25 protein-coding genes are annotated in these 22,452 nt (G+C 33.3%); 15 read left to right on the forward strand and 10 right to left on the reverse strand.

Translation table 11 applies throughout. From position 1 onward, the window contains the following. Positions 1-15: 15 nt before the first annotated feature. The gene (locus UMM65_RS00885; RefSeq protein WP_321974564.1) at positions 16-1,131 is read right to left on the reverse strand and encodes an N-acetylmuramoyl-L-alanine amidase family protein; all 1,116 of its coding nucleotides are present in this window, start codon (positions 1,129-1,131) and stop codon (positions 16-18) included. Between the two features lie 114 nt (positions 1,132-1,245). On the opposite strand from UMM65_RS00885, the gene UMM65_RS00890 reads away from it, so the two are divergent. The 5 genes from UMM65_RS00890 to UMM65_RS00910 all read left to right on the forward strand — a co-directional run bounded on the left by UMM65_RS00890 (position 1,246) and on the right by UMM65_RS00910 (position 7,266). Then, positions 1,246-3,930 (forward strand): putative LPS assembly protein LptD, encoded by a 2,685-nt coding sequence (locus tag UMM65_RS00890; RefSeq protein ID WP_321974565.1) that lies wholly within the window; start codon positions 1,246-1,248, stop codon positions 3,928-3,930. Positions 3,931-4,037: 107 nt separating this feature from the next. Then, entirely contained in the window at positions 4,038-4,952 is a 915-nt protein-coding gene (locus UMM65_RS00895; RefSeq protein ID WP_321974566.1) for a S41 family peptidase, read from the forward strand. A 172-nt stretch (positions 4,953-5,124) separates the two neighbouring features. Next, positions 5,125-5,937 (forward strand): AraC family transcriptional regulator, encoded by an 813-nt coding sequence (locus tag UMM65_RS00900; RefSeq protein WP_321974567.1) that lies wholly within the window; start codon positions 5,125-5,127, stop codon positions 5,935-5,937. 134 nt (positions 5,938-6,071) lie between these two features. After that, positions 6,072-6,449 (forward strand): VOC family protein, encoded by a 378-nt coding sequence (locus UMM65_RS00905; RefSeq protein WP_321974568.1) that lies wholly within the window; start codon positions 6,072-6,074, stop codon positions 6,447-6,449. Between the two features lie 76 nt (positions 6,450-6,525). Further along, a complete protein-coding gene (locus UMM65_RS00910) occupies positions 6,526-7,266 on the forward strand; it encodes a DNA alkylation repair protein (protein WP_321974570.1) in 741 nt (246 codons plus the stop codon). 130 nt (positions 7,267-7,396) lie between these two features. Here UMM65_RS00910 and UMM65_RS00915 read toward each other — a convergent pair whose 3' ends face one another. Together UMM65_RS00915 and bshA are read right to left on the reverse strand one after the other, a co-directional pair. Further along, positions 7,397-8,035: an HAD family hydrolase gene (locus tag UMM65_RS00915; RefSeq protein ID WP_321974571.1), complete on the reverse strand. Its 639-nt coding sequence runs from the start codon at positions 8,033-8,035 to the stop codon at positions 7,397-7,399. 3 nt (positions 8,036-8,038) lie between these two features. After that, positions 8,039-9,172 (reverse strand): N-acetyl-alpha-D-glucosaminyl L-malate synthase BshA, encoded by a 1,134-nt coding sequence (gene bshA, locus UMM65_RS00920; protein WP_321974792.1) that lies wholly within the window; start codon positions 9,170-9,172, stop codon positions 8,039-8,041. A gap of 40 nt (positions 9,173-9,212) precedes the next feature. Between bshA and UMM65_RS00925 the strand changes: the two genes are divergently transcribed. Beyond that, positions 9,213-9,851 (forward strand): NUDIX hydrolase, encoded by a 639-nt coding sequence (locus UMM65_RS00925; protein ID WP_321974572.1) that lies wholly within the window; start codon positions 9,213-9,215, stop codon positions 9,849-9,851. 42 nt (positions 9,852-9,893) lie between these two features. After that, the gene (locus tag UMM65_RS00930; protein WP_321974573.1) at positions 9,894-10,709 is read left to right on the forward strand and encodes a lysophospholipid acyltransferase family protein; all 816 of its coding nucleotides are present in this window, start codon (positions 9,894-9,896) and stop codon (positions 10,707-10,709) included. Between the two features lie 73 nt (positions 10,710-10,782). Here the strand turns inward: UMM65_RS00930 and UMM65_RS00935 are convergent, their stop codons facing one another. Beyond that, entirely contained in the window at positions 10,783-11,253 is a 471-nt protein-coding gene (locus tag UMM65_RS00935) for a Dps family protein (protein WP_321974575.1), read from the reverse strand. A gap of 177 nt (positions 11,254-11,430) precedes the next feature. Here UMM65_RS00935 and UMM65_RS00940 point away from each other — a divergent pair, with 177 nt between their 5' ends. Then, on the forward strand, positions 11,431-12,369 hold the full coding sequence (locus UMM65_RS00940; protein WP_321974576.1) for a LysR family transcriptional regulator: 939 nt from the start codon (positions 11,431-11,433) through the stop codon (positions 12,367-12,369). A gap of 14 nt (positions 12,370-12,383) precedes the next feature. On the opposite strand, the gene UMM65_RS00945 is transcribed toward UMM65_RS00940, so the two are convergent. The 4 genes from UMM65_RS00945 to UMM65_RS00960 form a co-directional block, all read right to left on the reverse strand. Beyond that, entirely contained in the window at positions 12,384-12,587 is a 204-nt protein-coding gene (locus tag UMM65_RS00945) for a hypothetical protein (RefSeq protein WP_321974577.1), read from the reverse strand. A gap of 143 nt (positions 12,588-12,730) precedes the next feature. Next, the gene (locus UMM65_RS00950) at positions 12,731-13,000 is read right to left on the reverse strand and encodes a hypothetical protein (protein ID WP_321974578.1); all 270 of its coding nucleotides are present in this window, start codon (positions 12,998-13,000) and stop codon (positions 12,731-12,733) included. A gap of 62 nt (positions 13,001-13,062) precedes the next feature. Next, the gene (locus UMM65_RS00955; protein ID WP_321974579.1) at positions 13,063-14,043 is read right to left on the reverse strand and encodes a type I phosphomannose isomerase catalytic subunit; all 981 of its coding nucleotides are present in this window, start codon (positions 14,041-14,043) and stop codon (positions 13,063-13,065) included. 2 nt (positions 14,044-14,045) lie between these two features. Then, positions 14,046-14,501 carry a peroxiredoxin gene (locus UMM65_RS00960; protein ID WP_321974580.1) on the reverse strand — a complete coding sequence of 152 codons (456 nt, stop codon included), beginning with the start codon at positions 14,499-14,501 and terminating at the stop codon, positions 14,046-14,048. 252 nt (positions 14,502-14,753) lie between these two features. On the opposite strand from UMM65_RS00960, the gene UMM65_RS00965 reads away from it, so the two are divergent. Both UMM65_RS00965 and mgrA read left to right on the forward strand, forming a co-directional pair. Then, a complete protein-coding gene (locus tag UMM65_RS00965; protein WP_321974581.1) occupies positions 14,754-15,761 on the forward strand; it encodes an adenosine deaminase in 1,008 nt (335 codons plus the stop codon). Continuing rightward, positions 15,745-16,758, forward strand: a complete 1,014-nt coding sequence (gene mgrA / locus UMM65_RS00970) for an L-glyceraldehyde 3-phosphate reductase (RefSeq protein ID WP_321974582.1) — start codon at positions 15,745-15,747, stop codon at positions 16,756-16,758. Before UMM65_RS00965 ends, mgrA begins: the two co-directional genes overlap by 17 nt. Before the next feature lie 103 nt (positions 16,759-16,861). Here the strand turns inward: mgrA and rlmH are convergent, their stop codons facing one another. Further along, positions 16,862-17,335, reverse strand: a complete 474-nt coding sequence (gene rlmH, locus UMM65_RS00975) for a 23S rRNA (pseudouridine(1915)-N(3))-methyltransferase RlmH (RefSeq protein WP_321974583.1) — start codon at positions 17,333-17,335, stop codon at positions 16,862-16,864. 303 nt (positions 17,336-17,638) lie between these two features. Between rlmH and nadC the strand changes: the two genes are divergently transcribed. Genes nadC through UMM65_RS00990 form a run of 3 tightly spaced genes read left to right on the forward strand, consistent with a single transcriptional unit; the run spans position 17,639 to position 19,407 of the window. Next, the gene (gene nadC, locus UMM65_RS00980; RefSeq protein ID WP_321974584.1) at positions 17,639-18,496 is read left to right on the forward strand and encodes a carboxylating nicotinate-nucleotide diphosphorylase; all 858 of its coding nucleotides are present in this window, start codon (positions 17,639-17,641) and stop codon (positions 18,494-18,496) included. A 30-nt stretch (positions 18,497-18,526) separates the two neighbouring features. Beyond that, entirely contained in the window at positions 18,527-19,021 is a 495-nt protein-coding gene (locus UMM65_RS00985) for a hypothetical protein (RefSeq protein ID WP_321974585.1), read from the forward strand. Beyond that, positions 19,018-19,407: a hypothetical protein gene (locus UMM65_RS00990; RefSeq protein WP_321974587.1), complete on the forward strand. Its 390-nt coding sequence runs from the start codon at positions 19,018-19,020 to the stop codon at positions 19,405-19,407. Before UMM65_RS00985 ends, UMM65_RS00990 begins: the two co-directional genes overlap by 4 nt. A gap of 127 nt (positions 19,408-19,534) precedes the next feature. On the opposite strand, the gene UMM65_RS00995 is transcribed toward UMM65_RS00990, so the two are convergent. After that, entirely contained in the window at positions 19,535-20,182 is a 648-nt protein-coding gene (locus tag UMM65_RS00995; RefSeq protein ID WP_321974588.1) for a protein-L-isoaspartate(D-aspartate) O-methyltransferase, read from the reverse strand. A 205-nt stretch (positions 20,183-20,387) separates the two neighbouring features. Here UMM65_RS00995 and UMM65_RS01000 point away from each other — a divergent pair, with 205 nt between their 5' ends. Beyond that, a complete protein-coding gene (locus UMM65_RS01000; protein ID WP_321974589.1) occupies positions 20,388-21,356 on the forward strand; it encodes a Gfo/Idh/MocA family protein in 969 nt (322 codons plus the stop codon). A 52-nt stretch (positions 21,357-21,408) separates the two neighbouring features. After that, positions 21,409-22,296 carry a 3-hydroxyacyl-CoA dehydrogenase family protein gene (locus UMM65_RS01005; RefSeq protein ID WP_321974590.1) on the forward strand — a complete coding sequence of 296 codons (888 nt, stop codon included), beginning with the start codon at positions 21,409-21,411 and terminating at the stop codon, positions 22,294-22,296. Positions 22,297-22,452 lie beyond the last annotated feature (156 nt).

The following is a 22,452-nucleotide window of genomic DNA, read 5'->3' on the forward strand; positions in this document are numbered from 1 at the left end:
AAGTTATTGTGTTTTTTACTTAGATGCCAATGCATCCTTAACCGATATTTTTCTTTCGTTTTTAAAGGCCACAACAAAGGCTCCGGCAAAGCCTTTTGCCTTGGCTTCCTTTTGCAGCTCTTTAATCTTCAAATAATCAGAAGTTTTACCATAGTAATATTTATGGTGTGCCCCTATTCTTACTCTTTCTACACCTTTTAAACCTTTAAAATTATAGGATGCCGTATTTACTTTTTTAGGACTTGAAGAAATCTGCACCTTAAAGTCAATTCCTTTTACTATTCTGGTTTTTGGCGTAGTATCTTCTTTGGGTTTTTCTTTCGGTTTAACTTCAACTACGGTATTGGCATCCATTTGTTTTTTATAAGACTTAATGGCTTTATAAATTGATTTAGCAATTTCTTGCTGCCCCTTTTTAGAGTTAAGATAAGCTCCCTCTGCCTTATTTGTTAAAAAACCTGTTTCGACCAATACACTTGGCATAAAAGTATTTCTTAGCACCAAAAACCCCGCCTGTTTCACCATTCTGTCTTTACGTTTTAAATCATTAGCAAAATTGGTTTGAATTAAACTTGCTAAAGTTAAACTTTGATCTAGATATTCTTCTTGCATTAAAGTTAATCCGATAACCGCTTCTGGTGAATTAGGGTCAAAACCATCATAATTTTCTTTATAATTATCTTCCAAAAGAATTACCGAGTTCTCTTTTTTGGCAATTTCAAAATTCCTGTCATTTTCATGAAGTCCCAATACAAAAGTTCCTGCACCATGTACACTTGATTGTCCAAAAGCATCGCAATGTATAGAAACGAATAAATCCGCTTTTGATTTTTGGGCTATAGTACCTCTTTCGTGCAATTCTATAAAAGTATCATCATCACGAGTATAAATTACTTCAATACTTTTATCTGCTTTTAGCAACTTACCCACTTCCAACGCAATTTTTAGCACTATATCTTTTTCAAAATAACCATTTCCCAAATTGCCAGGGTCTGTTCCGCCATGTCCAGCATCAATCACCACTTTAAACTTTTCTTGAGCGGAAACCGTAAAGGATTGCAGTCCTACAATTAGGAGAAACGATAAAAAAAATAACTTTTTAATTGTTATTTTACACAGCAAAGTATTCATAAAAATATTAATTATTAACTATTCTTTAGCTTATACCACTTAAAAAATATATGTAAGTTTGTAATTTCAAAAACTAAGCCAAATTTAACATTTACAAAAATACTGATTATAGCATTGCAATCAAATTTTAAGTATATAGTTTTTGTTTTCCTTTTTTTAGGGATTGGTTGCCTATCAATAAATGCACAAATTACAACGCAAAAGAGAGATTCGCTCGAACCCGTTACAAATAAAATTATTGGTTTAAAAGGTTTTTCTTTTAACGATACCATCCAGCTTCCAGATGTTGCCAACCTAAAACCCATAGACACTACAAAAATAGACTCCATTACTCCCAAGGAATTTTTAGATGCTGAAATAATAAAAAAAGCTACCGATTATATTAAGAACGATTTTGTTAACAACAGAACGATTTTATACAACAATGCCGAAATTTACTATCAAGACATTGAGTTAAAAGCCGGTATTATTGAGATAGATCAGGATAAAAATCTGGCTTATGCCAAAGGTATTATAGACAGTACAGGTGCTTATATTCAAAAACCGCAATTCAAACAGGCGGGACAAGAAAGTGAGCAAGATTCTTTGGTCTATAACTTTAAGAATGAAAAAGCAATTATTTATAATACTAAAACGGTACAAGAAGGTGTAATTGTAAGAGGTGAAATAACCAAACGTGAAAACGATTCAGTTTTTTATCTGGACAAAGCCCATTTTACAACCTCGACCAAAGAAAAGCCCGATTACGAAATTGTTACCAGAAATATAAAATTAGTACCGGGCAAAAAGATTGTGGGCGGACGCTCCCAACTAAAATTGGCAGATGTTCCTACACCTGCCATCTTGCCGTTTTTTTATGTACCGTTGACCAAAGAGCGTTCCGTGTCCGGATTTTTGATTCCCACTTGGGGCGAGAACAGTAACCAAGGCTTCTTTTTGCAAAATGGTGGTTATTATTTTGCTATTAACGATTATGTAGATCTTGCCGTTTTGGGAGATGTCTATACCAACGGGAGTTGGGGAATGCGATTTGAATCCAATTACGCCGTCCGCTATCGATTTTCTGGAAATTTCAGCTTACGTTTTGAAAACCTGATTACTGGGCAACGAGGATTCAGTAATTTTAACAAAAGAAATAATTTTTATGTCAGATGGTCGCATAGCCCGTCACAACAAGCATCTCCAAACTCGCGTTTTTCAGTATCTGTAAATTTGGGAAGTAGTAAATATTTTCAAGAATCGTTAAATGAATACAACATCTCACAACAAGTTACCAACACTTTTAATTCTTCCATAAATTATTATAAAAAGTTTGTGGGCACCCCATTTAATATGAACATCGGTCTGACCCACAGCCAAAATACAAATACTGAAAAAATTGACATGACCTTACCTTCTTTGCAAATAGGTATGGACAGAATTTATCCTTTTGCCCCAAAGTCGGGTGCTAAAAAAAATCCTATCCAAAGTATTGGTTTAAGCTATAATTTTGATGCCCAGAATAGAATTTCAACTGATGACGATAAATTTTTAAAACCTGGCATGTTTAAAGATGCCCGTTCCGGTGCAAAGCACACCGTTTCTGCCAGTACAAATATGAAAGCCTTAAAATATATTACTCTTTCACCATCTGTAAACTACAATGAAGTTTGGTATTTAAAAACAGTTGACCAAAGATATAACGACGAGCTTGACCAAATAGAAAGAGACACCATTAATAAATTTGACGCTTTTAGGGAATATTCTGGTGGTGTTTCTGCTTCTACTACTCTTTACGGAATGTTCAATTTTAAAAAAGGAAGGTTACAGGCCATTCGCCATGTGATGCGTCCGTCCGTATCATTTAATTATAGGCCCGATTTCAGTTTTTACTATGACGAAGTGCAACAAAGTGATGATCCCAATGACTTGAGAGAATTCAGCCGTTTTGACGGTGGGGTTTATGGTGCACCCTCTAGGGGATTATCAAGTAGTATCGGTTTAAGTCTTAACAATACTTTTGAGGCCAAAATGATGTCCAAGGATTCTACCGCCACCGAACCCGAAAAAATTAAGTTATTAAATAACCTTAATTTTTCAACCAGTTATAATATTGTTGCTGATTCTTTAAATTGGAGTCCCGTTAGGATGACCGCAGGTACAACCATTTTAGACAATAAACTAAGTTTAAATGCCAGTGCCACATTAGATCCGTATGCGTTGAGTGCCAGTGGTAGAAGGATAAACACCTTCAATGTAAACAATGGAGGTAGTTTATTCAGGCTTACCCAAGCCAATATGTCCGCTAGTTATTCTATATCCAGTGATATTTTTGCAAAAAAAGAACCTAAGGATAAAAACGCTGCAAGTTCCAGTGGTACCGAAGGTGACGAAGAAAGTCTTTTTGGTAGCGATCTGACCACAAGAAATACCGCCGACGACCAAGACGAAAGCAAAACGAAAGTGGCAAAGTTGTACGGAGCAACTTTACCTTGGAAATTAAGTTTACGTTATAATGTGGGGTATTCAAATTCTACAAGACAAAATGAAATTTCCAATAATTCACTTCAGTTTTCAGGCAATGTAGAGTTATCACCTAAATGGAGCGTCGGTCTTTCTTCTGGATACGACTTCAAAAATAAGGGCATTACCTTTACCAACCTGAGTTTTGAACGTGATTTGGACAGTTGGCGAATGAGCTTTAACTGGGTGCCTTTTGGCAATAGCACTACCTATTATTTCTTTATCGGGATAAAATCCTCTGTATTGAGCGATATTAAATATGACAAGAGGAAGGTGCCGGATAGGAGGTTGTTTTAGTTGGTTCGTTTTATCCATGTACTTGATTCTTAAAAATTTTAACGATATTCGATTAATATCAGATTAAAAAATATAATGTCAATTTTCACTAAGTCATTGGAAACAGTATGAAAAAAATTATTTTACTACTTTTCTTATTGCTATACTCATGTCATTCTAACAAATCATATATCAATAAAGCTATAGATATTATGGAGGAAAACTCCATTAAAAAAGACTTAGTGGATTGGAAAAAAATGAGAACACAATCTTTAATTGAAATAAAGAAAAACAACACAAGAGAAAATGCATATCAAATAATTAGAAAAAACCTTTCCTTAATACAAGACAATCATAGCATGTTTTTAACAAAAGAATCTTTACAAAAAATTTATAGTAAAGATAATGCCCCTCCTGATTTGAACTATGATAAAATTAAGGATAGTATTGCATATATATCTATTCCTTCATTTCTTGGAAATGAAAAACAAACTATTGATTTTGCTCAACAAATTCAAGAAATAATAAAAATTTTAGATACAGAAAAAGTTGAAAAATGGATTATTGATTTAAGAAATAATAGAGGTGGAAATATGTGGCCAATGTATTTAGGGTTAGCTCCAATTTTAAGAGAAGGAGTTTCAGGATACTTTATAAACTCAAAAGGGAATTACTCAGAATGGGTATTTAAATATAATTCTGTTTTTGAAGGGAAATCAAAAATGTTAGAATTAAAAAACTCATATAAAATAAAAGCTAATAAGACTAAGATAGCTGTCTTAATAAACTCAAACACTGGTAGTTCTGGCGAAGCAATTGCTGTAATGTTTAAAAAATTCCCAAATACTTTGTTTTTTGGAGGAGATAGCTATGGAGTTTCAACTGGAAATAGTACTTATGACATGAATGACGGAGCTAAACTAGTTTTAACAACTGCCGTATTTGCAGATAGAACAAAAGAAAAGTATGGTCAAAAAATAAAACCTGATGTTTACAGCTTAGATCCCAGACAAAGTGCCGTAGAGTGGTTGGAAAAAAATTAACATGGTTTCATTAATTATTAATTCAAACCCACTTACAAAACTTAATCAAAAAACAACTTTTTACTATCTTTCAAAATATTATCTACTTATCATATCCTTAAAAAAGAGTAACGTAAACACCTTTTAAAACTTGACTTTCTAAAAAATAATACAGACCTTCGGAACATATAACATGGAGGAGCTTAAAAACATAAAAAACTTTTACAAACCTATACAGCCTACCGTAAAGTATGATGATAAAGAAATTTTGTATCGAGAACTACAACCCGATAACGAAATTGAAAATTTTGTGTACAGCTTTTGGCAACTAAAAACACTAAAAAAATTAAAAACTCCTTTTCTATATAGGGTGGTTTCCGATGGTTGTATCGATATATTTTTCGACCATAAAAAGCCATCCGAAAATTTTGTGATGGGGTTTTGCAGAAAATACACTGAATTTGCTGTTGGTAAAGATTTTGATTATATCGGTATTCGGTTTTTGCCTGCAGCTTTTCCCCTATTATTTGGAATTAATGCTAAAACACTTATCAACCAATCGCAAAAATTAAAGCATATATTGCCCAAATTTTCAAGCTATATAACTTCTGAAATTAAAACATCGCAACCTTTCGAAAAAGTTATAGAACTTTTAACCAATGGATTAAAAGAGAGTATCAATATCAAGGTATTATATTTTGACCCACGCTTATTTAATTCCTTAAAAGTGATATTTCAAAAAAAGGGTTTTTTAGATATTGAAAAAGATATAGATACGGGCGTAAGCCCTCGTCAACTTCGGCGAATTTTTAACTATTATATTGGTACAACAGCGAAGTCTTTTAGCGATGTTGTTCGTTTTCAACATATTTTAAATGCAACTACCTCAAATCAAAATTTTAAAGAAAATAAAATATATTTTGATGTAGGTTTCTACGACCAAGCCCATTTCACAAAAAATTTCAAAACTTTTTATGGTGTTACGCCGTCCGAAGCTTTTCGGTAAAGTTGTCCGATTTTTACAATTTTTGAATATTAACGCAACCTAAATTTGTATTGTTAAAATAAGTGACCATAAAAAATAGTATTCATCGCATTTTCCCTAGCCCTTGGATTAGGATATGCACAAACACCTAAAAAATGAAATTAAACGCAGGAATTATTACCGACAAACTTCAAGAAACTAAAGAATTCTACACAAAAGTGTTAGGTTTTGGAATTAGCTTTGAAAACGAATTCTATCTATTGCTACACACCCCTAGCAAATCAGAAGAAATTAGTTTTTTGTTACCAAACCACCCAAGTCAAAAACCCATTTTTCAAATACCTTTTAACGGTAAAGGCGTGTATTTAACCATTGAGGTTGAAGATGTGGACAAGATGTACAAAGAACTAAAAGACAAAGGCGTTGCAATTGAAATTGAGATTAGAGATGAAGTATGGGGCGACAGACATTTTGCTATTGTTGACCCTAACGGAATAGGTATTGATATTGTAAAATACTCAGCACCAGAATAAAAAATTCTTGAAACCGACTATTCTCTAGATAGAGCCGTCAGGGAATTATTTAGATTAAAAAAGAAAAACTATTCAAATGGAAAATAATAAAAGTATAACCGAACATTTTGGTACGTCTTTGGCCATTTTATTGTCTGATAAAATCAAGGAGGTGTATCCAGAGTTTAATTCTGAAAATTTTATAAAATCTGTGGATGCTGGTGTGGTAGATAAATCGTACACTAAGAGAATCATCTATATCGCAGAACAGCTTCACCAACAATTACCAAAAGATTTTGAGGAAGCCATAAGAATACTCGTAAGTATTTTAGGCGATGAAAATCTTGAGGAGACGGGAATGTTCACAAATTATTGGTGGGTAATGCCCATTGGTAAATTTGTAGAACTTTATGGAATAGACCATTATGAACTTTCAATAAATGCAATAGCAGAAATCACAAAACGAAATACTGGCGAGTATGCCATTAGACCTTTTATTAGGAAATATCCTGAAAAATGCTTGAAACAAATGAAAGAATGGGCATTGTCAGATAATTTTCACCTGAGAAGATTGGCAAGTGAGGGATTAAGACCCAAGCTACCGTGGTCAACCAAACTTGACACATTCAACGATAGACCTGAACCAGTTTTTGAAATTCTGGAACTACTAAAAGAAGACGAAATAATGTTTGTCAAAAAATCTGTAGGTAATCATTTAACCGATTGGCTAAAGGTAAACCCAGAACCCACCAAAAATTTAATACGTAAATGGAGAAAGTCTGATAACAAACATACACAATGGATTATTAAAAGAGCTACACGTAAAATTAAAGTTTAAACATATTGTTTTAATAACGTCCAAAATAAAATTGTTCAATTTTACATTTATAAAAAAAACCTATTGGTAAGATCAGGGTAAGACTAGCTTAAAAATCTAAAGTAATGGTCAACAAAAATATAAGTAATAACTACGTCCTTAAAATTTGCATTAACTCGCTCATTTCTGTGAATATTGGCACTTCAACACCCTGCAAAGTAGTCTTGTTGCTTTCATTTTGAAGTGCGTAAACATCAAAACCACCAGCTTTGGCTGCGATTACTCCCGGTAAACTATCTTCAATCACCACACATTCATTAGATTTAAAACCCATTGTTTCAGCCGCATATAAAAAGATATCGGGTTCAGGTTTCCAACTATTTATTTCGTAACAGCTAAATATGTTGTTGTCAAAGTATTTCAATAAATTGGTGATCTTTAAATTCAGCTTTATTTTATTCAACGGTCCACTGGAAGCCACGCAATAAGGAATGGTGAGTTTATCCAATAACTCGTGTACTCCCTTAATAGGTTGTAAATCACGTTGAAATGCCTCAAAAGACAGTTTCCTGTAAGTGGCTTCAAAATCTTCAGGCAATGTTCTGCCCAATTCTTTTTCTACCAATTTAAAATTATCTTTTAAGGCTAATCCCGTAAACAAGTCAATGGCAGTTCCTATATCAATATGGTAATCGACTGTTTTTAGTAAATCAACCATTATTTGCGTGGAAATAGCTTCGCTATCTACCAAAACACCATCACAATCAAAAATTATACATTTATATTTCATAGTCTAACAACACCCTTCCTTCACCGTTCTATAGACATCTTCATATTCAGGTAAAATCTCGTTAATAATGAATTTTTTGGCATTGTTGTAGGCATTATTTTTGAATTCGGTCAATCTATCATTATCTTCTAAAATATAAATAGCGTTTTTTGCCATTTCGTCAGTATCGCCCACATTGCTCAAAAACCCTGTTTTACCATTTACATTCACTTCTGGTAATCCCCCAGAATTTGAAGAAATAACTGGTGTTTTTGCCGCCATGGCCTCCAACGCCGCCAATCCAAAACTCTCGGTTTGTGAGGGTAGCAGAAAAAGGTCCGTTAAACATAATATTTTAGCAAGCTCAACACTATTGCCCAGAAATTTAACATGTTCTGCAATACCCAATTCCATTACTTTTTTTTCAGCACTGTCCCTTTCAGGCCCATCACCTACCATTAATAATTGAGCCTTTATTTTTTGTTGCGTTTTGTAAAAAACTTCAATTACATCTGGTATACGCTTTACAGGTCTGAAATTACTGATATGCGTTATAATACGTTCATCTTCGTTGGCAAGATTGCCTCTTAAACAGGGTTCTTTTTCTAACGCATCGTATTTTTCAAAATCAATAAAGTTATAAATCACCTTGATTTCTTTCTTGATATTAAACAATCGTAACGTATCTTTTCTTAGACTTTCAGAAACCACCGTTACTGCATCGGAATTGTTAATACTAAATTCAACCGCTTTTTTATAATTAGGATGGCTTCCCACAAGGGTAATATCCGTACCATGAAGTGTTGTCACAAAAGGAATTTCTATGCCATCTGCTTTTAACATTTGTTTTGCCATATATGCGGCATAAGCATGGGGTATAGCGTAATGTACATGTAACAATTCTATATTATGAAGTTTTACCATGGCAACCAACTTACTAGATAAAGCCAATTCATACGGTTGATAATGAAACAGCGGATATTCCTCAACAAAAACTTCGTGAAAATGAATATTACTTGACAACGCGTTTAGCCTAACGGGCTGATTATAGGTAATAAAATGTACTTCATGTCCTTTTTTCGCTAATGCGATTCCTAACTCGGTTGCCACTACTCCACTACCTCCGTAGGTAGGATAACATACTATACCTATTTTCATATATAAATCGTAATTTTGAACCGTAAAGCTATAAATTTTAATGGACTTCAACTTCTTTTTAACACAAATAAATAAACTAAAAAAATTACCATTGGGCGGTCAGGAATCCCAATTTAAGATGGCTCCTGAGTTGAGAAAACAATTTTCGTTAAAAGATGTTGAAAATAGAAATCCAAGACCATCGGCAGTATTGGCTTTGTTCTATCCCGACGAGAATAATAACACAAGGTTTTTATTGACTTTACGATCAACTTACAAAGGTGTACATGCAGCACAAATTAGTTTTCCAGGGGGTAAAAAAGATAAGGTCGATGTGGGTCTGGTGGATACTGCACTTCGTGAAACCGAAGAGGAAATTGGTGTTGATAAAAACAATATTACAATTTTAAGGGAAATGACAAAGACCTATATTCCGCCCAGCAATTTTTGGGTATATCCTTTTATGGGCTATACAGATAAAACACCCTCTTTTGTGAGCAATTATGAAGTTGAGATTTTAATTGAAGTTTTGGTGAGTGATTTAATTAATGAAAAATCTTTAAGTACAAAAAATTTAACCACTTCGTACATGGAAAATATAGATGTACCTTGCTTTAAACTAAATGGTTACATAGTTTGGGGAGCAACTGCAATGATGTTAAGCGAGATTAAAGACTTGTTTAAAAGTATAAAATCGTAATTTCTTTTGTAAATTTGATTTTCAACAACCTATGGAATCTGAATGAAACTTTTTAAACAAGACCCTTTTGGCAATGCGTTATTTTTAAAAAAGTTCTTGATAAGAGTGCTTGGACTGGTATCGCACGGACGCTATCAAGGGTTTAATAAATTGGAGATAGAAGGTTCTGAAATACTTCGAAATTTACCTGAAACAAATGTTTTATTTGTCTCAAACCATCAAACCTATTTTGCGGATGTGGCGGCAATGCTCCATGTTTTTAACGCCTCTTTGAGTGGTAGGGATGATTCCATTAAAAATGTAGGATACATTTGGCAGCCCAAATTGAATATTTACTATGTTGCCGCACTTGAAACTATGAAATCAGGTATTTTGCCAAAGATATTTGCTTATACGGGATCTATTTCTATAGAACGTACTTGGAGAAGTAAAGGAAAAGATGTGAAGCGACAGGTAAAAATGTCCGACATCAGTAATATTGAAAAGGCACTTAACGACGGTTGGGTAATTACTTTTCCACAAGGTACCACAACTCCTTTTAAACCTATTAGACGGGGAACCGCTTTTATAATAAAGGAAGCAAAACCCATTGTAATACCTATTGTAATTGATGGATTTAGAAGAGCTTACGACAAAACAGGATTGCAGCTCAAAAAACGTAACATCTTACAGTCCATGGTTATAAAACCACCAATGGAAATTGATTATGAAAACGACACCGTGGCCGATATTGTTGAAAAATTGGAATATGCTATAGAACAACATCCGTCGTTTTTAAAGGTTTTACCCGTTCCTCCAGAAGAATATGCAAAGCAGGAAGCGGCGTTAGATAAAAAAAGAAAATTTTGGGATTATTAAAATAAGTTGGCAGTGTTCAGTCTTCAGTCGGCAGTAAAAACTGCCAACTGCTACTGAATGCTGTCTGCTGAAATTACCCAAGCCAAGCTTTAAACATCCAAACAGTTTTTTCCTGTTCCGAAATAAAATCGCTCATCATGGCATTTGTACCTTCATCATCGGCTTCAGCTGATTTATCTAAAATTTTACGCTCTATTTGTATTAATTCTTTTAGAGATTTAACTACCAAATTTACTGCTTCAACATCTTTTGAAATATTCTTACCAACAGGTACTTTTGAATGGTTAGTATAATCTTCAAAAGTATGTAAAGGCGTACTTTCCAATGTTAAAATACGCTCGGCAATTTCATCGATTTTCAATTGAGAATCATTGTATAATTCTTCAAATTTTTCATGCAATTGGAAAAAATTTTTACCTTTAATATTCCAATGTAGTCCTCGCAAATTTTGATAATATACTTGGTAATTGGCCAATAATTCATTTAAATCAGTTGCCAATTCATTTACTTTTGTTTCGTTTAATCCTAATACTGTTGTCTCCATCACTAATAATATTTTTAATTTTTATTTCTATTTTTCAATTGTAAGTCTAAGAAGTTAAATATTAACCACTTAACTCAATACAAATTTACTTTAACTTAATTGATGATTACTATAAAATTGATTGATAGTTTTTATATTTTTATAGCCAAAATTTATACATAATATAAATAATTATTAATGACTATTACTCAACTTACTTACGTACTTGCAGTGGCTGAATATAAAAATTTCACTTTGGCTTCTGAAAAATGTTTTGTTACTCAGCCAACGTTAAGTATGCAAATTCAAAAATTAGAAGAAGAATTGGATGTTACCATATTCAATCGAAAAAAGAAGCCCATTGCGTTAACCCCAATTGGTGAAAAAATAATTGAGCAGGCTAAAATTATTATTAATGAAAGTAATAGAATTACAGATATAGTAGATCAACAAAAGGGATTTATTGGGGGCGAGTTCAAACTGGGCATTATACCCACGGTAATGCCAACCTTACTGCCTTTATTTTTAAAGACATTTATAAAAAAATATCCAAAGGTTAATCTAATAATTGAAGAACAGACCACAGAGGATATAATTCAGAATTTAACCGATGGTCATTTAGATGCGGGAATAGCGGCAACTCCATTAGAAGTTCATGCTATTAAAGAAAAAGTACTGTATTACGAACCTTTTGTTGGATTTTTAAATAGTAACCACAGACTTTTTTCACATAAAGATTTATCTGTAGAAGATTTAGATATTGACGATATTTTACTGTTAGAAGACGGACATTGCTTTAAAGACAACATCATTAACCTTTGCAACAATTTAAAAAAGGAAGATCCACATAATTTTAAGCTAGAAAGTGGAAGTTTCGACACTTTAGTGAAGCTAACTAAAGAAGGTTTGGGAATGACGCTACTGCCCTATTTACAAACTTATGATTTAAAAGAGAGTGATAAAAAATCCGTAAGATCATTTAAAAGTCCAACACCGTCACGCGAGGTGAGTATTATTTACCATAAGTCTCAATTAAAAATACAATTAATTGATGCTCTAAAAGAAGTAATAGATGGTGTAATTAGGGGTGTAATAGCCTTTAGCGACGTTAAAATAATAAGTCCGCTTAAGAAATAATTTGGAAAAAGAAATTACTTTTTGGGGTTGACAATATGCATACATACATACAGTTCGGGCTTATTAGCCGTAAACTGTTGTAACCAAATTTTTAATTCGTCAATCTCATAAGGCAATAATCTGTTTAACGCTTTTTCCAGTTCTTTGCAAAACAATTCAACATTAAAACTTACTTTTTTTAAGACCGTTTTAGTGTATTCGAATATTGCTCTAGCCATGTTGGTTATGGATTAAATTTTAAGATAATTACCATAAAGATAAATTGGTAATTAACATTTTTACAACGCTAAAGTTAAAAAATTATTTTGTCAAGATGTGTTAAAATTTTTCTTAATTTTTTTAACCATCTGACAGTCAGATTTTATAATTTTTGAATTTTGCCTAAAAGAGCTTCGCCTTTTGTTTGAAGTTCGGTTTTTACCGCTCTAAAATGAGCTTTTTTATTCTCTACGTCTTTTGTATTTACTTTTACAATAAGTTCATCAAAAGTTGCAATAGCCTCATCAATAATCTTTTCAGCTTTATCCACCTTTTTTGGGTCGTCTTGTTCTAATTGCCAATCATAACACTCTTCAATAATGTCAGATAAAACGTAATTAATATCTTTTTTTAAGTTCTTTACACTTGCCATAATTCTAATTTTTTAAGATTTGCAAATTTACGCTAAAAAGCAATAGGATTTGCGATAAATGTTTATTTAATATATACTTCTAACACTTCAGCTTTTTCATCTGATTTTAAGCTGAAATGCGTCAGACATGCTGGCATTAAAATCGTTTCGCCTTTGTTCAACCTTATTTCTTTATCATCATTGTAATTAAAGACCACATTACCTTCTACTGACATATAAATTACAAAAGAGTCTTTGTAGGAATTATCAATTGCTACTTTTCCATCCAACTCTATAATGTTTGTGGTAAAATATTGGCAATCCACAATAGCTGCACTTTTGTTCAATTCAGATTTATAATCTGTGGTGTATTTATCAGCCGCTTTGTAGTCAATCGCATCTAAGGCCAGTTCGGTATGCAACTCCCTTCCATTACCTAGATCGTCTTTTCTATCCCAGTCATAAATTCTATACGTTATATCACTAGTTTGCTGAATTTCAGCCAACAAAACCCCGGCACCAATGGCATGAATTCTTCCTGTAGGGATAAAATAGACATCACCTTTTTTAACCTCGTCAACATTCAGGATTTCCAACAGCGATTTATTTTCTAAATGTTTTAAATATTCTTCTTTGTTAGAATCTTTTTTAAATCCAACTATTAAATTTGCCCCTGCATCAGCCTGCATCACATACCACATTTCGGTTTTTCCGAATGAATCATGGCGTTTTTTGGCTAAGTCGTCATGAGGATGCAATTGAATGCTTAATGCTTCTTTGGCATCAATAAATTTTATTAATAAAGGGAATTTCTTTCCAAACCGTTTATGCACTTTTTTTCCGAGCAAGATGTCTTTATATTGATCTATTAAAAACGCTAAAGACCGACCTTTAAATTTCCCATTGGCAACCACCGATACATCACCTTTCACATCAGAGAGTTCCCAACTTTCACCAATATTTTCCTTATCCGTTTTTTTATTTAAAATCGTATTCAGTTTATTTCCGCCCCAAATTCTTTCTTTTAAAATCGGTTCAAATTTTAATGGGTATTGTACGCTCATCTTTAGATCTCTTTTAGTTTTGACAATGCTTCCGTTATGTGTTTTTCAGCTCCAAATTGACTATTAAAAATATGGATTATCGTTCCTTCTTTATTTACAACATAAGTAACACGACCCGGTAATAAACCCATCATGCTTTTAGGCACACCGAACAGTTTTCTGACTTCATTATCAACATCCGCCAAAAGCGTAAAAGGTAAATTGTGTTTTTTCGCAAAATTTTTGTGCGATTCAACATCATCGGCACTAATTCCTATTACTTTAACATTCAAATCGGTAAAAGTTTCAAATTCATCACGGAATTTACAAGCTTCTTTGGTACAACCTGGCGTATCATCCTTTGGATAAAAATAAATCACCATTGCTTTTTTACCAATGTAATCTGTAATATTAACTTCGTTATTATTTTGATTTTTTAACGTAAATGATGGAACCGAGTCACCAATTTTTAACTTCATTTTTTGAGGATAGATATATTGAATGACAAACAAAAGCAAAACGACAATGATAACGCCGGTAACAATTTTTTTTATCATATTACAAATATCGTTATTTTAGGATAGAAACTAAAATTTGTTTTAACTTTGAAAACCAAGTTTGTTTTTTGCCTAACCCAGAATTGCTTTTTGCAATTCTAACCCTTCTAAAGGAAAGGTAAAAGTAAACATTTATAAACCTTTATTTTTATTGACAGGAATACTCAAACCGAAATGATTGATTTTATTAATAATTTACCTAAAGCTGAGTTGCATTTACATATTGAAGGTACTTTAGAACCTGAACTGCTTTTTGCTTTGGCCGAACGCAATAAAATCAAGTTAAAATATAATTCCATTGCCGAATTAAAATCGGCCTATCAATTCGACTGCTTGCAAGATTTTTTAGATATTTATTATCAAGGAGCTGCGGTTTTAATTACTGAAGCCGATTTTTACGATCTGACATACAGTTATTTTATAAATTGTGCAGAGCAAAATATCAGACATACAGAAATTATGTTCGATCCGCAAACACATACCGAGCGTGGTATTGCATTTGAAACTGTAATAAATGGAATTTCAAAAGCATGTAATGATGCCAAAGAAAAATTAAACATTTCTTCTTTGTTGATTATGAGCTACTTAAGGCACTTATCTAAAGAAGATGCTATTAAAACGCTAAAGCAATCGTTACCCTACAAACATTTAATAACTGCGGTGGGATTGGATTCTTCCGAAAAGGGAAATCCACCTTCAAAATTTCAAAATGTATTTGGGGCATCAATAGAAGAAGGATATATACCACTAGCCCATGCTGGTGAAGAAGGTCCTCCAGAATACATTTGGGAAGCATTAAATCTTTTAAAAATTAAAAGGATAGACCACGGTAATAATTGTTTGCAAGATGAGCTTCTTGTTGAAGAAATAATTAAAAGGGATATGGCATTGACGGTTTGCCCACTTTCCAACACTGCGTTGCAAGTCGTGGACGATTTAAAAAAACATCCATTAAAAAAAATGATGAAATTGGGATTAAAAGTAACAGTAAATTCAGACGATCCAGCTTATTTTGGCGGACAACTCAACCAGAATTTTATTAAGGTACAGAAGGCTTTAAATTTGACCAAAAACGACTTATATGAGTTAGCCAAAAACTCGTTTCAATATTCCTTATTAAAAGATGAAGAAAAACAAGTTTACCTTAACGAATTAGAAAAATACTATGCAAATAAACGATAAATCAGGAATTATAGAATATAGGGCATCCTCCAAAAGATATGATGCCATGAAATATAATAGATGTGGTAAAAGTGGTCTACTGTTACCAGCTATATCATTAGGATTATGGCATAACTTCGGCGGTATTGATAGTATGTTTAATGCTCGGAATATTTTACGAACTGCTTTTGATTTGGGTATTACCCATTTTGATCTGGCCAATAACTATGGCCCACCTTTTGGCTCTGCGGAAGAAACATTTGGGCTGATTTTAAAAAAAGATTTTAAACCATACAGAGACGAACTTATTATTAGTACCAAAGCGGGATACGATATGTGGCCTGGTCCTTACGGAAATTTAGGCTCACGAAAATACCTGATTGCCAGTCTTGACCAAAGCTTAAAAAGAATGGGCTTGGATTATGTCGATATTTTTTACCATCACAGACCTGATCCAGATACCCCTTTGGAAGAAACCATGATTGCCTTGTCCGACATTGTTCGTCAAGGAAAGGCATTGTATGTTGGTATTTCTAATTATCAACCCAGAGAAACTGCCGAAGCTGCAAAAATATTAAATGAGTTGAAAGTACCTTTTGTATTGCACCAAGCGAGATATTCGATGTTTGACAGATGGGTGGAAAATGGTTTATTGGAAACTTTGGAAAATAATGGTGTGGGTTGTATCGCTTTTTCGCCATTGGCTCAAGGAATGTTAACGGATAAATACCTGAATGGCATTCCCAAAGATTCAAGAGCTGGCAAAAGTTTAACCTATTTAGACTCTGAACAAGTCCAAAATAATTTGAATAAAATTCAGGAGTTGAATAAGATAGCCGAAAATCGTGGACAAAAACTATCGCAAATGGCAATTGCCTGGCTTTTAGTTCAACAAAATGTTACTTCCGTTTTGGTTGGTGCAAGTTCCTCTGAACAGTTGAAGGAAAATGTAAAAGCGTTAGATGAATTGGAGTTTTCAGAAAAAGAATTAGGTGTAATTGATGATGTTTTGAAATAGAAATGTTCTTTCTTTTATATACATAAACTTTTTTACCCCTCCGCCGTCCCGATAGCTATCGGGACGGCATCTCCCCTTGAAGTAAGGGGAGAACTCTCTCTATTTATTCATGATGATATGGTTCATTTTTTAAAATGGTAAATGCCCTGTACAATTGTTCTACCATAAATAATCTAATCATTTGATGCGAAAATGTCATTTTTGACAACGCAATTTTGCCATGTGCTTTTTGGTAAACAGCATCTGAAAATCCATAAGGGCCACCAATGACAAATACCAACTGTTTAATGCCCGAATTCATTTTCTTTTGTAGAAATTTCGAGAATTGAATAGATCTAAATTCTTGTCCTTTTTCATCGAGCAAAATCAATTCATCGGTAGCAGACAAACGCTGTAAAATCAATTCGCCCTCCTTTTCTTTTTGTTGATTTTCAGTCAGGTTTTTTGCTTTTTTTATATCGGGAATAATTTCCAACTCAAAATTGATATAATGCTTTAGCCTTTTTTGATAGATAGCGATTAACGCTATTAAATTTTTGTCATCCGTTTTACCAATGGCAAGAAGTTTTATTTTCATAGTGCAAATTTAAGGATAACAATTAATTCTATTGTTATATCGATATTTTCTGAGATTAAAAAAAGTTTCTCGCAAAATCCGCAAAGAGAAAATACGCTAAGACCGCAAAGAAGTAATATTTTGCAACACTTTCCTCTGTGCATCTCTTGTCAATTTTGTAATTTCTCTGAGAATCTCTGTGTAATAGCTTTTCACTTTGGTTTCCCGTCTTCTGTATTTCGCTTTTTTAAACTCTGAACTTCATAACTCCGAACTCATAACTATTCATTTATAATCTATACTTTTGTTTTCAAACTTCAATACATGATAAGCGAACAACAATTTCAGAAAGAACTGGATATCATCATAAAAAATGCCATTAGAGAAGACGTAGGTGATGGCGACCATAGTTCTTTGGCTTGTATTCCTGCTGATGCTAAAGGGAAGGCAAAATTATTGGTAAAAGATGAAGGTATAATTGCAGGTGTTGAGTTTGCCAAAATGGTCTTCGAATATGTTGATGCTGATTTAAAGGTTGAAACTTTAATTGATGATGGAAGCTCCGTAAAGTACGGTGATATTGTTTTTTACGTAGAAGGGAGTTCACAATCTATTTTAAAGGCAGAACGACTGGTATTAAATGCCATGCAACGGATGAGTGCGATTGCCACTAAAACAAAATCTTTTGCCGATTTATTGGAAGGTACAAAAACCAAAATTTTGGATACGCGAAAAACCACACCCGGTATTAGAGCTCTCGAAAAATGGGCGGTAAAAATTGGCGGTGGCGAAAATCACAGATTTGCTTTGTATGATATGATTATGTTAAAAGACAATCATATAGATTTTGCTGGTGGACTTACAAAAGCTATCGAAAAAACAAAGCAATATTTAAAAGATACCAACCGTGATTTAAAGATAATTGTTGAGGCAAGAAACCTGCAAGAAATTGAAGAAATATTAAAATCAGACGGTGTTTATAGAATTTTAATTGACAACTTTAACTATGAAGACACTCGTAAAGCGGTTGAAATGATTGGCGATAAATGTTTAACGGAATCTTCAGGCGGTATTAATGAAAATACGCTTAGAAAGTATGCAGAATGTGGTGTAGATTATATTTCTTCTGGTGCTTTGACGCATTCTGTTTATAATATGGATTTAAGTTTAAAGGCGGTTTAATGATATATCAGATTAAAAACAATTAAAACTATGAAATGCCCAGCTTGTAAAAAAGAATTTGAAACTGAAATAGATAAATGTACTAGATGCAATTTCCCTTTTAATGGAACAGAAAAAGAAAAAGGAATACACATTGGGGAATTTATAAATAAAAAAGGTGTTTCCTATGATTTGGATGATTCCTTAGGCAGAAGTCAAAAGATACTTTATTTTATCGCAGGACTGAATGCATTATTTATAGCGGTAATTTTAGTTAATGGAAATTATGATAGTATTGGGTTATCTCTTAGTATTTTATTTACAGTCACAATTTTGTTATCAGCATTTTTCTTAAAAAAGAACCCGGTCCTCTTTTCAATAATTCCTTTAGCCTTAATTATTGGAATTACTTTATTTAACTATTTAATAGATCCCAACACTCTAATCAATGGCATTGTCTTAAAAATCATAATAATTGGAAGTTTAATTTATACCATATATCTTTCTGTTCAATCGAAAAAGTTCTCAAAGAAATATTCAGAATGAGTAGGATAATTAACTTTTTAAATGAATTGGATGATATTGAATTAGCATATTTTGCAAAATTCAAATACAAAACTTATATGAAAGAAACTCAAAAAATCATCCTAGAGTACTTATTAGTTAAAGACTTGACAAAGTCTAAAATTGACCAACTTATATCAAGCAATAAAAAAACTAGAATTAATGATGGGAAAAAACGATGCCCAAGATGTTTTTCTGACAAAATTAGAAAAGACAAAGTCAAATGGACAAATACTAGCGGTGCAATAGGTCTTAGTGACGAAATAGCTATTTTGGACGGTTTTATTGGCAAGGTTACCTATAAAAATGAAGTTGTTTGTAATGTTTGTGGGTTTTGGCTTGAAGATCCAAATGAAGAAAAATCCTAACTTATTTTAATTTATATTCGTATATCTTCGAACGTTCTTACAAAAGTATTGTCTTGTTTCTAGTATCTTACCGTCTTAATTCTATCTTCCACTTAGATCAAATATTTTTACGACTAACGACCACAGACTATTTCGCACTCTCCTTCAGCATAGGTACAAACCTGAACTCACCAAACTCGTGTTTTTCGAATTCTTTTTCGGCTTTTCGAATATAAAGTGTCATCGTTTGTACATCATCACCAACAGGAATTACCAACCTACCTCCTACTTTTAATTGACTTAATAAAGGTTTTGGCACAAAAGGAGCACCCGCCGTTACTATGATTTTATCAAAAGGAGCAAATTCAGGCCAACCTTTATAGCCATCACCATATTTTAATTTTTTAGCAACATAGCCGACTTTAGGTAAGAACTTTTTTGTTTTTTCAAACAATTCTTTTTGGCGTTCTATGCTATATAATTCAGCTTTAAGTTCTATCAAAACAGCAGCTTGGTAACCGGAACCTGTTCCAATTTCGAGTACTTTATCATTAGGTTCTATTTCTAACAATTCCGTTTGAAAAGCAACAGTGTAAGGTTGCGAAATGGTCTGGTCAGCCGCAATCGGAAAAGCCTGATCCTTATAGGCGAAGTCAATAAATCCTGAATCCATAAACAGATGTCTGGGAATATTGGAAATCGCATCAAGTACTTTTTTATCTTTAATCCCTTTGCTTTGCACCACTTTAACTAGTTGGTTACGAAGTCCTTTATGTTTTTGGGTATCTTGCCTCATGGTTTACCAAAGTAAATAAATATTCTTGTAAAAAAACAATTAAAAAAGCTAAATATAAAATTAAGACAAATTTTATATTTTACCTCACCCACAACTTCAAAATGAAGTTATGACCTCTCCGAAGGAGAGGTAAAATCGAAACCCCAATGTGAAAAAACATCGGGGAATTATTTTTAATTGTTACCTTTGTTCAAAATCTTAATTTATGCTTAAAGTTGGCGTGTTAGGTGCTGGGCATCTAGGAAAAATTCATTTAAAATTATTGCAACAATCCGAAAAATATGAATTGGTCGGTTTTTATGATCCAGATATAGACAATGCAAAAAATGTGGAAAAGGAATTTGGATATAAATCGTTCCATACAGTTTCAGAATTGATAAATGCCGTAGAAGTTGTAAACATTGTTACCCCAACACTTTCACATTTTAATTGTGCCGAAGAAGCCATAACCAAAGGAAAGCACATTTTTATCGAGAAACCCATTACACATTCGGTAACAGAAGCTGAAGCTATTAGAACATTGGCCAGCAGACATCATGTAAAAGGACAGGTTGGTCATGTTGAGCGTTTTAACCCCGCCTTTACCGCAGTTAAAGATAATATTCAGAACCCAATGTTTATTGAGGCACACCGTTTGGCAGAATTCAATCCACGTGGTACCGATGTACCCGTTGTGCTTGATTTAATGATACACGATATTGATATTATTTTGAGTGTAGTAAACTCTGAAGTAAAAAATGTCCATGCCAGTGGCGTAGCGGTTATTAGTGATACACCAGATATTGCCAATGCCCGAATCGAATTTGAAAACGGATGTGTTGCCAATCTCACTGCAAGTAGAATCTCTTTAAAAAATATGCGTAAATCACGATTCTTCCAGAAAGATGCTTATATCTCGGTTGACTTTTTGGAAAAGAAAAGCGAAGTGGTTAAAATGAAGGATGTACCAGAAAATCCTGACGAATTTGCCATGATTTTACAAAATGCGGAAGGCGTAAAGAAGCAAATCTATTTTGAAAACCCTGAGGTTGAACCGAACAACGCTATTTTAGATGAACTAGAAACTTTTGCAGATGCCATCGAGAACGATAAAAGACCAGTAGTAAGTTTAGGGCAAGGAGCAAAAGCGTTGAGAGTTGCTCAGATGATAATCGATAGTTTTACTAAAAAGTAGCAAGTAAAGGTTAAATAACTGAGTAACTCAATAACCCAATAACTTAAAACGAATGAAAAATATAGCAGTTATAGGAGCTGGAACTATGGGCAACGGAATTGCACATACATTTGCCCAATTTGGATATCAAGTTAATCTTATCGATATATCACAAGCTTCTCTTGAAAAAGGCATGGCAACAATTTCCAGTAATTTAGATAGAATGCTGGCCAAAGAAAAAATCAGCATAAAGGACAAACAGCAGGCATTGGCTAATATTAGAACATTTTCTACATTGGAAGAAGGTGTTACGGATTGTGATCTGGTAATTGAGGCTGCTACTGAAAATGTAGATTTAAAATTGAACATCTTTAATGAGTTGGATGCACTTTGCGATGAGGAAACCATATTGGCAACCAACACTTCATCCATTTCTATTACTAAAATTGCTTCCGTTACCAAAAGACCTGACAAAGTAATAGGTATGCACTTTATGAACCCCGTACCTATTATGAAATTGGTGGAAGTTATTCGAGGATATTCAACTTCTGACCAAGTTACCAACACAATTATGCGACTTTCTCAGGAATTGAAAAAAGTGCCTGTTGAGGTTAATGATTATCCCGGGTTTATAGCTAACAGAATCTTAATGCCCATGTTGAACGAGGCTATTTATTCTCTTTATGAAGGCGTAGCCGGAGTTTATGAAATTGACACCGTGATGAAGTTGGGAATGGCCCACCCAATGGGGCCATTGCAATTGGCTGATTTTATAGGTTTGGATGTTTGTTTGTCCATATTAAAAGTACTTCACAACGGATTTGGAGATCCGAAATACGCTCCTTGTCCGTTATTAGTCAATATGGTAATGGCTGGTAAATTTGGAGTAAAATCGGGCGAAGGTTTTTATGATTATTCTGAAAGTAGAAAGGCTGAAAAGATTGCAAAGCAGTTTTTGTAACCACCCCGCCCATAATCTTTTCCTGAAAATTTAAAATTTTGTTTAAGGGTACCCCTCCTTAAAAAAAGGAGGGGAATTACTACGATTTTTATCTTTCGTAAAAAAAAACCTCCACTTAATTAAAAATGGAGGCTCTCGTTAACTAAAACTATTTGA

The organism is Aureibaculum koreense, from assembly GCF_034296135.1.
Taxonomy (GTDB): domain Bacteria; phylum Bacteroidota; class Bacteroidia; order Flavobacteriales; family Flavobacteriaceae; genus Aureibaculum.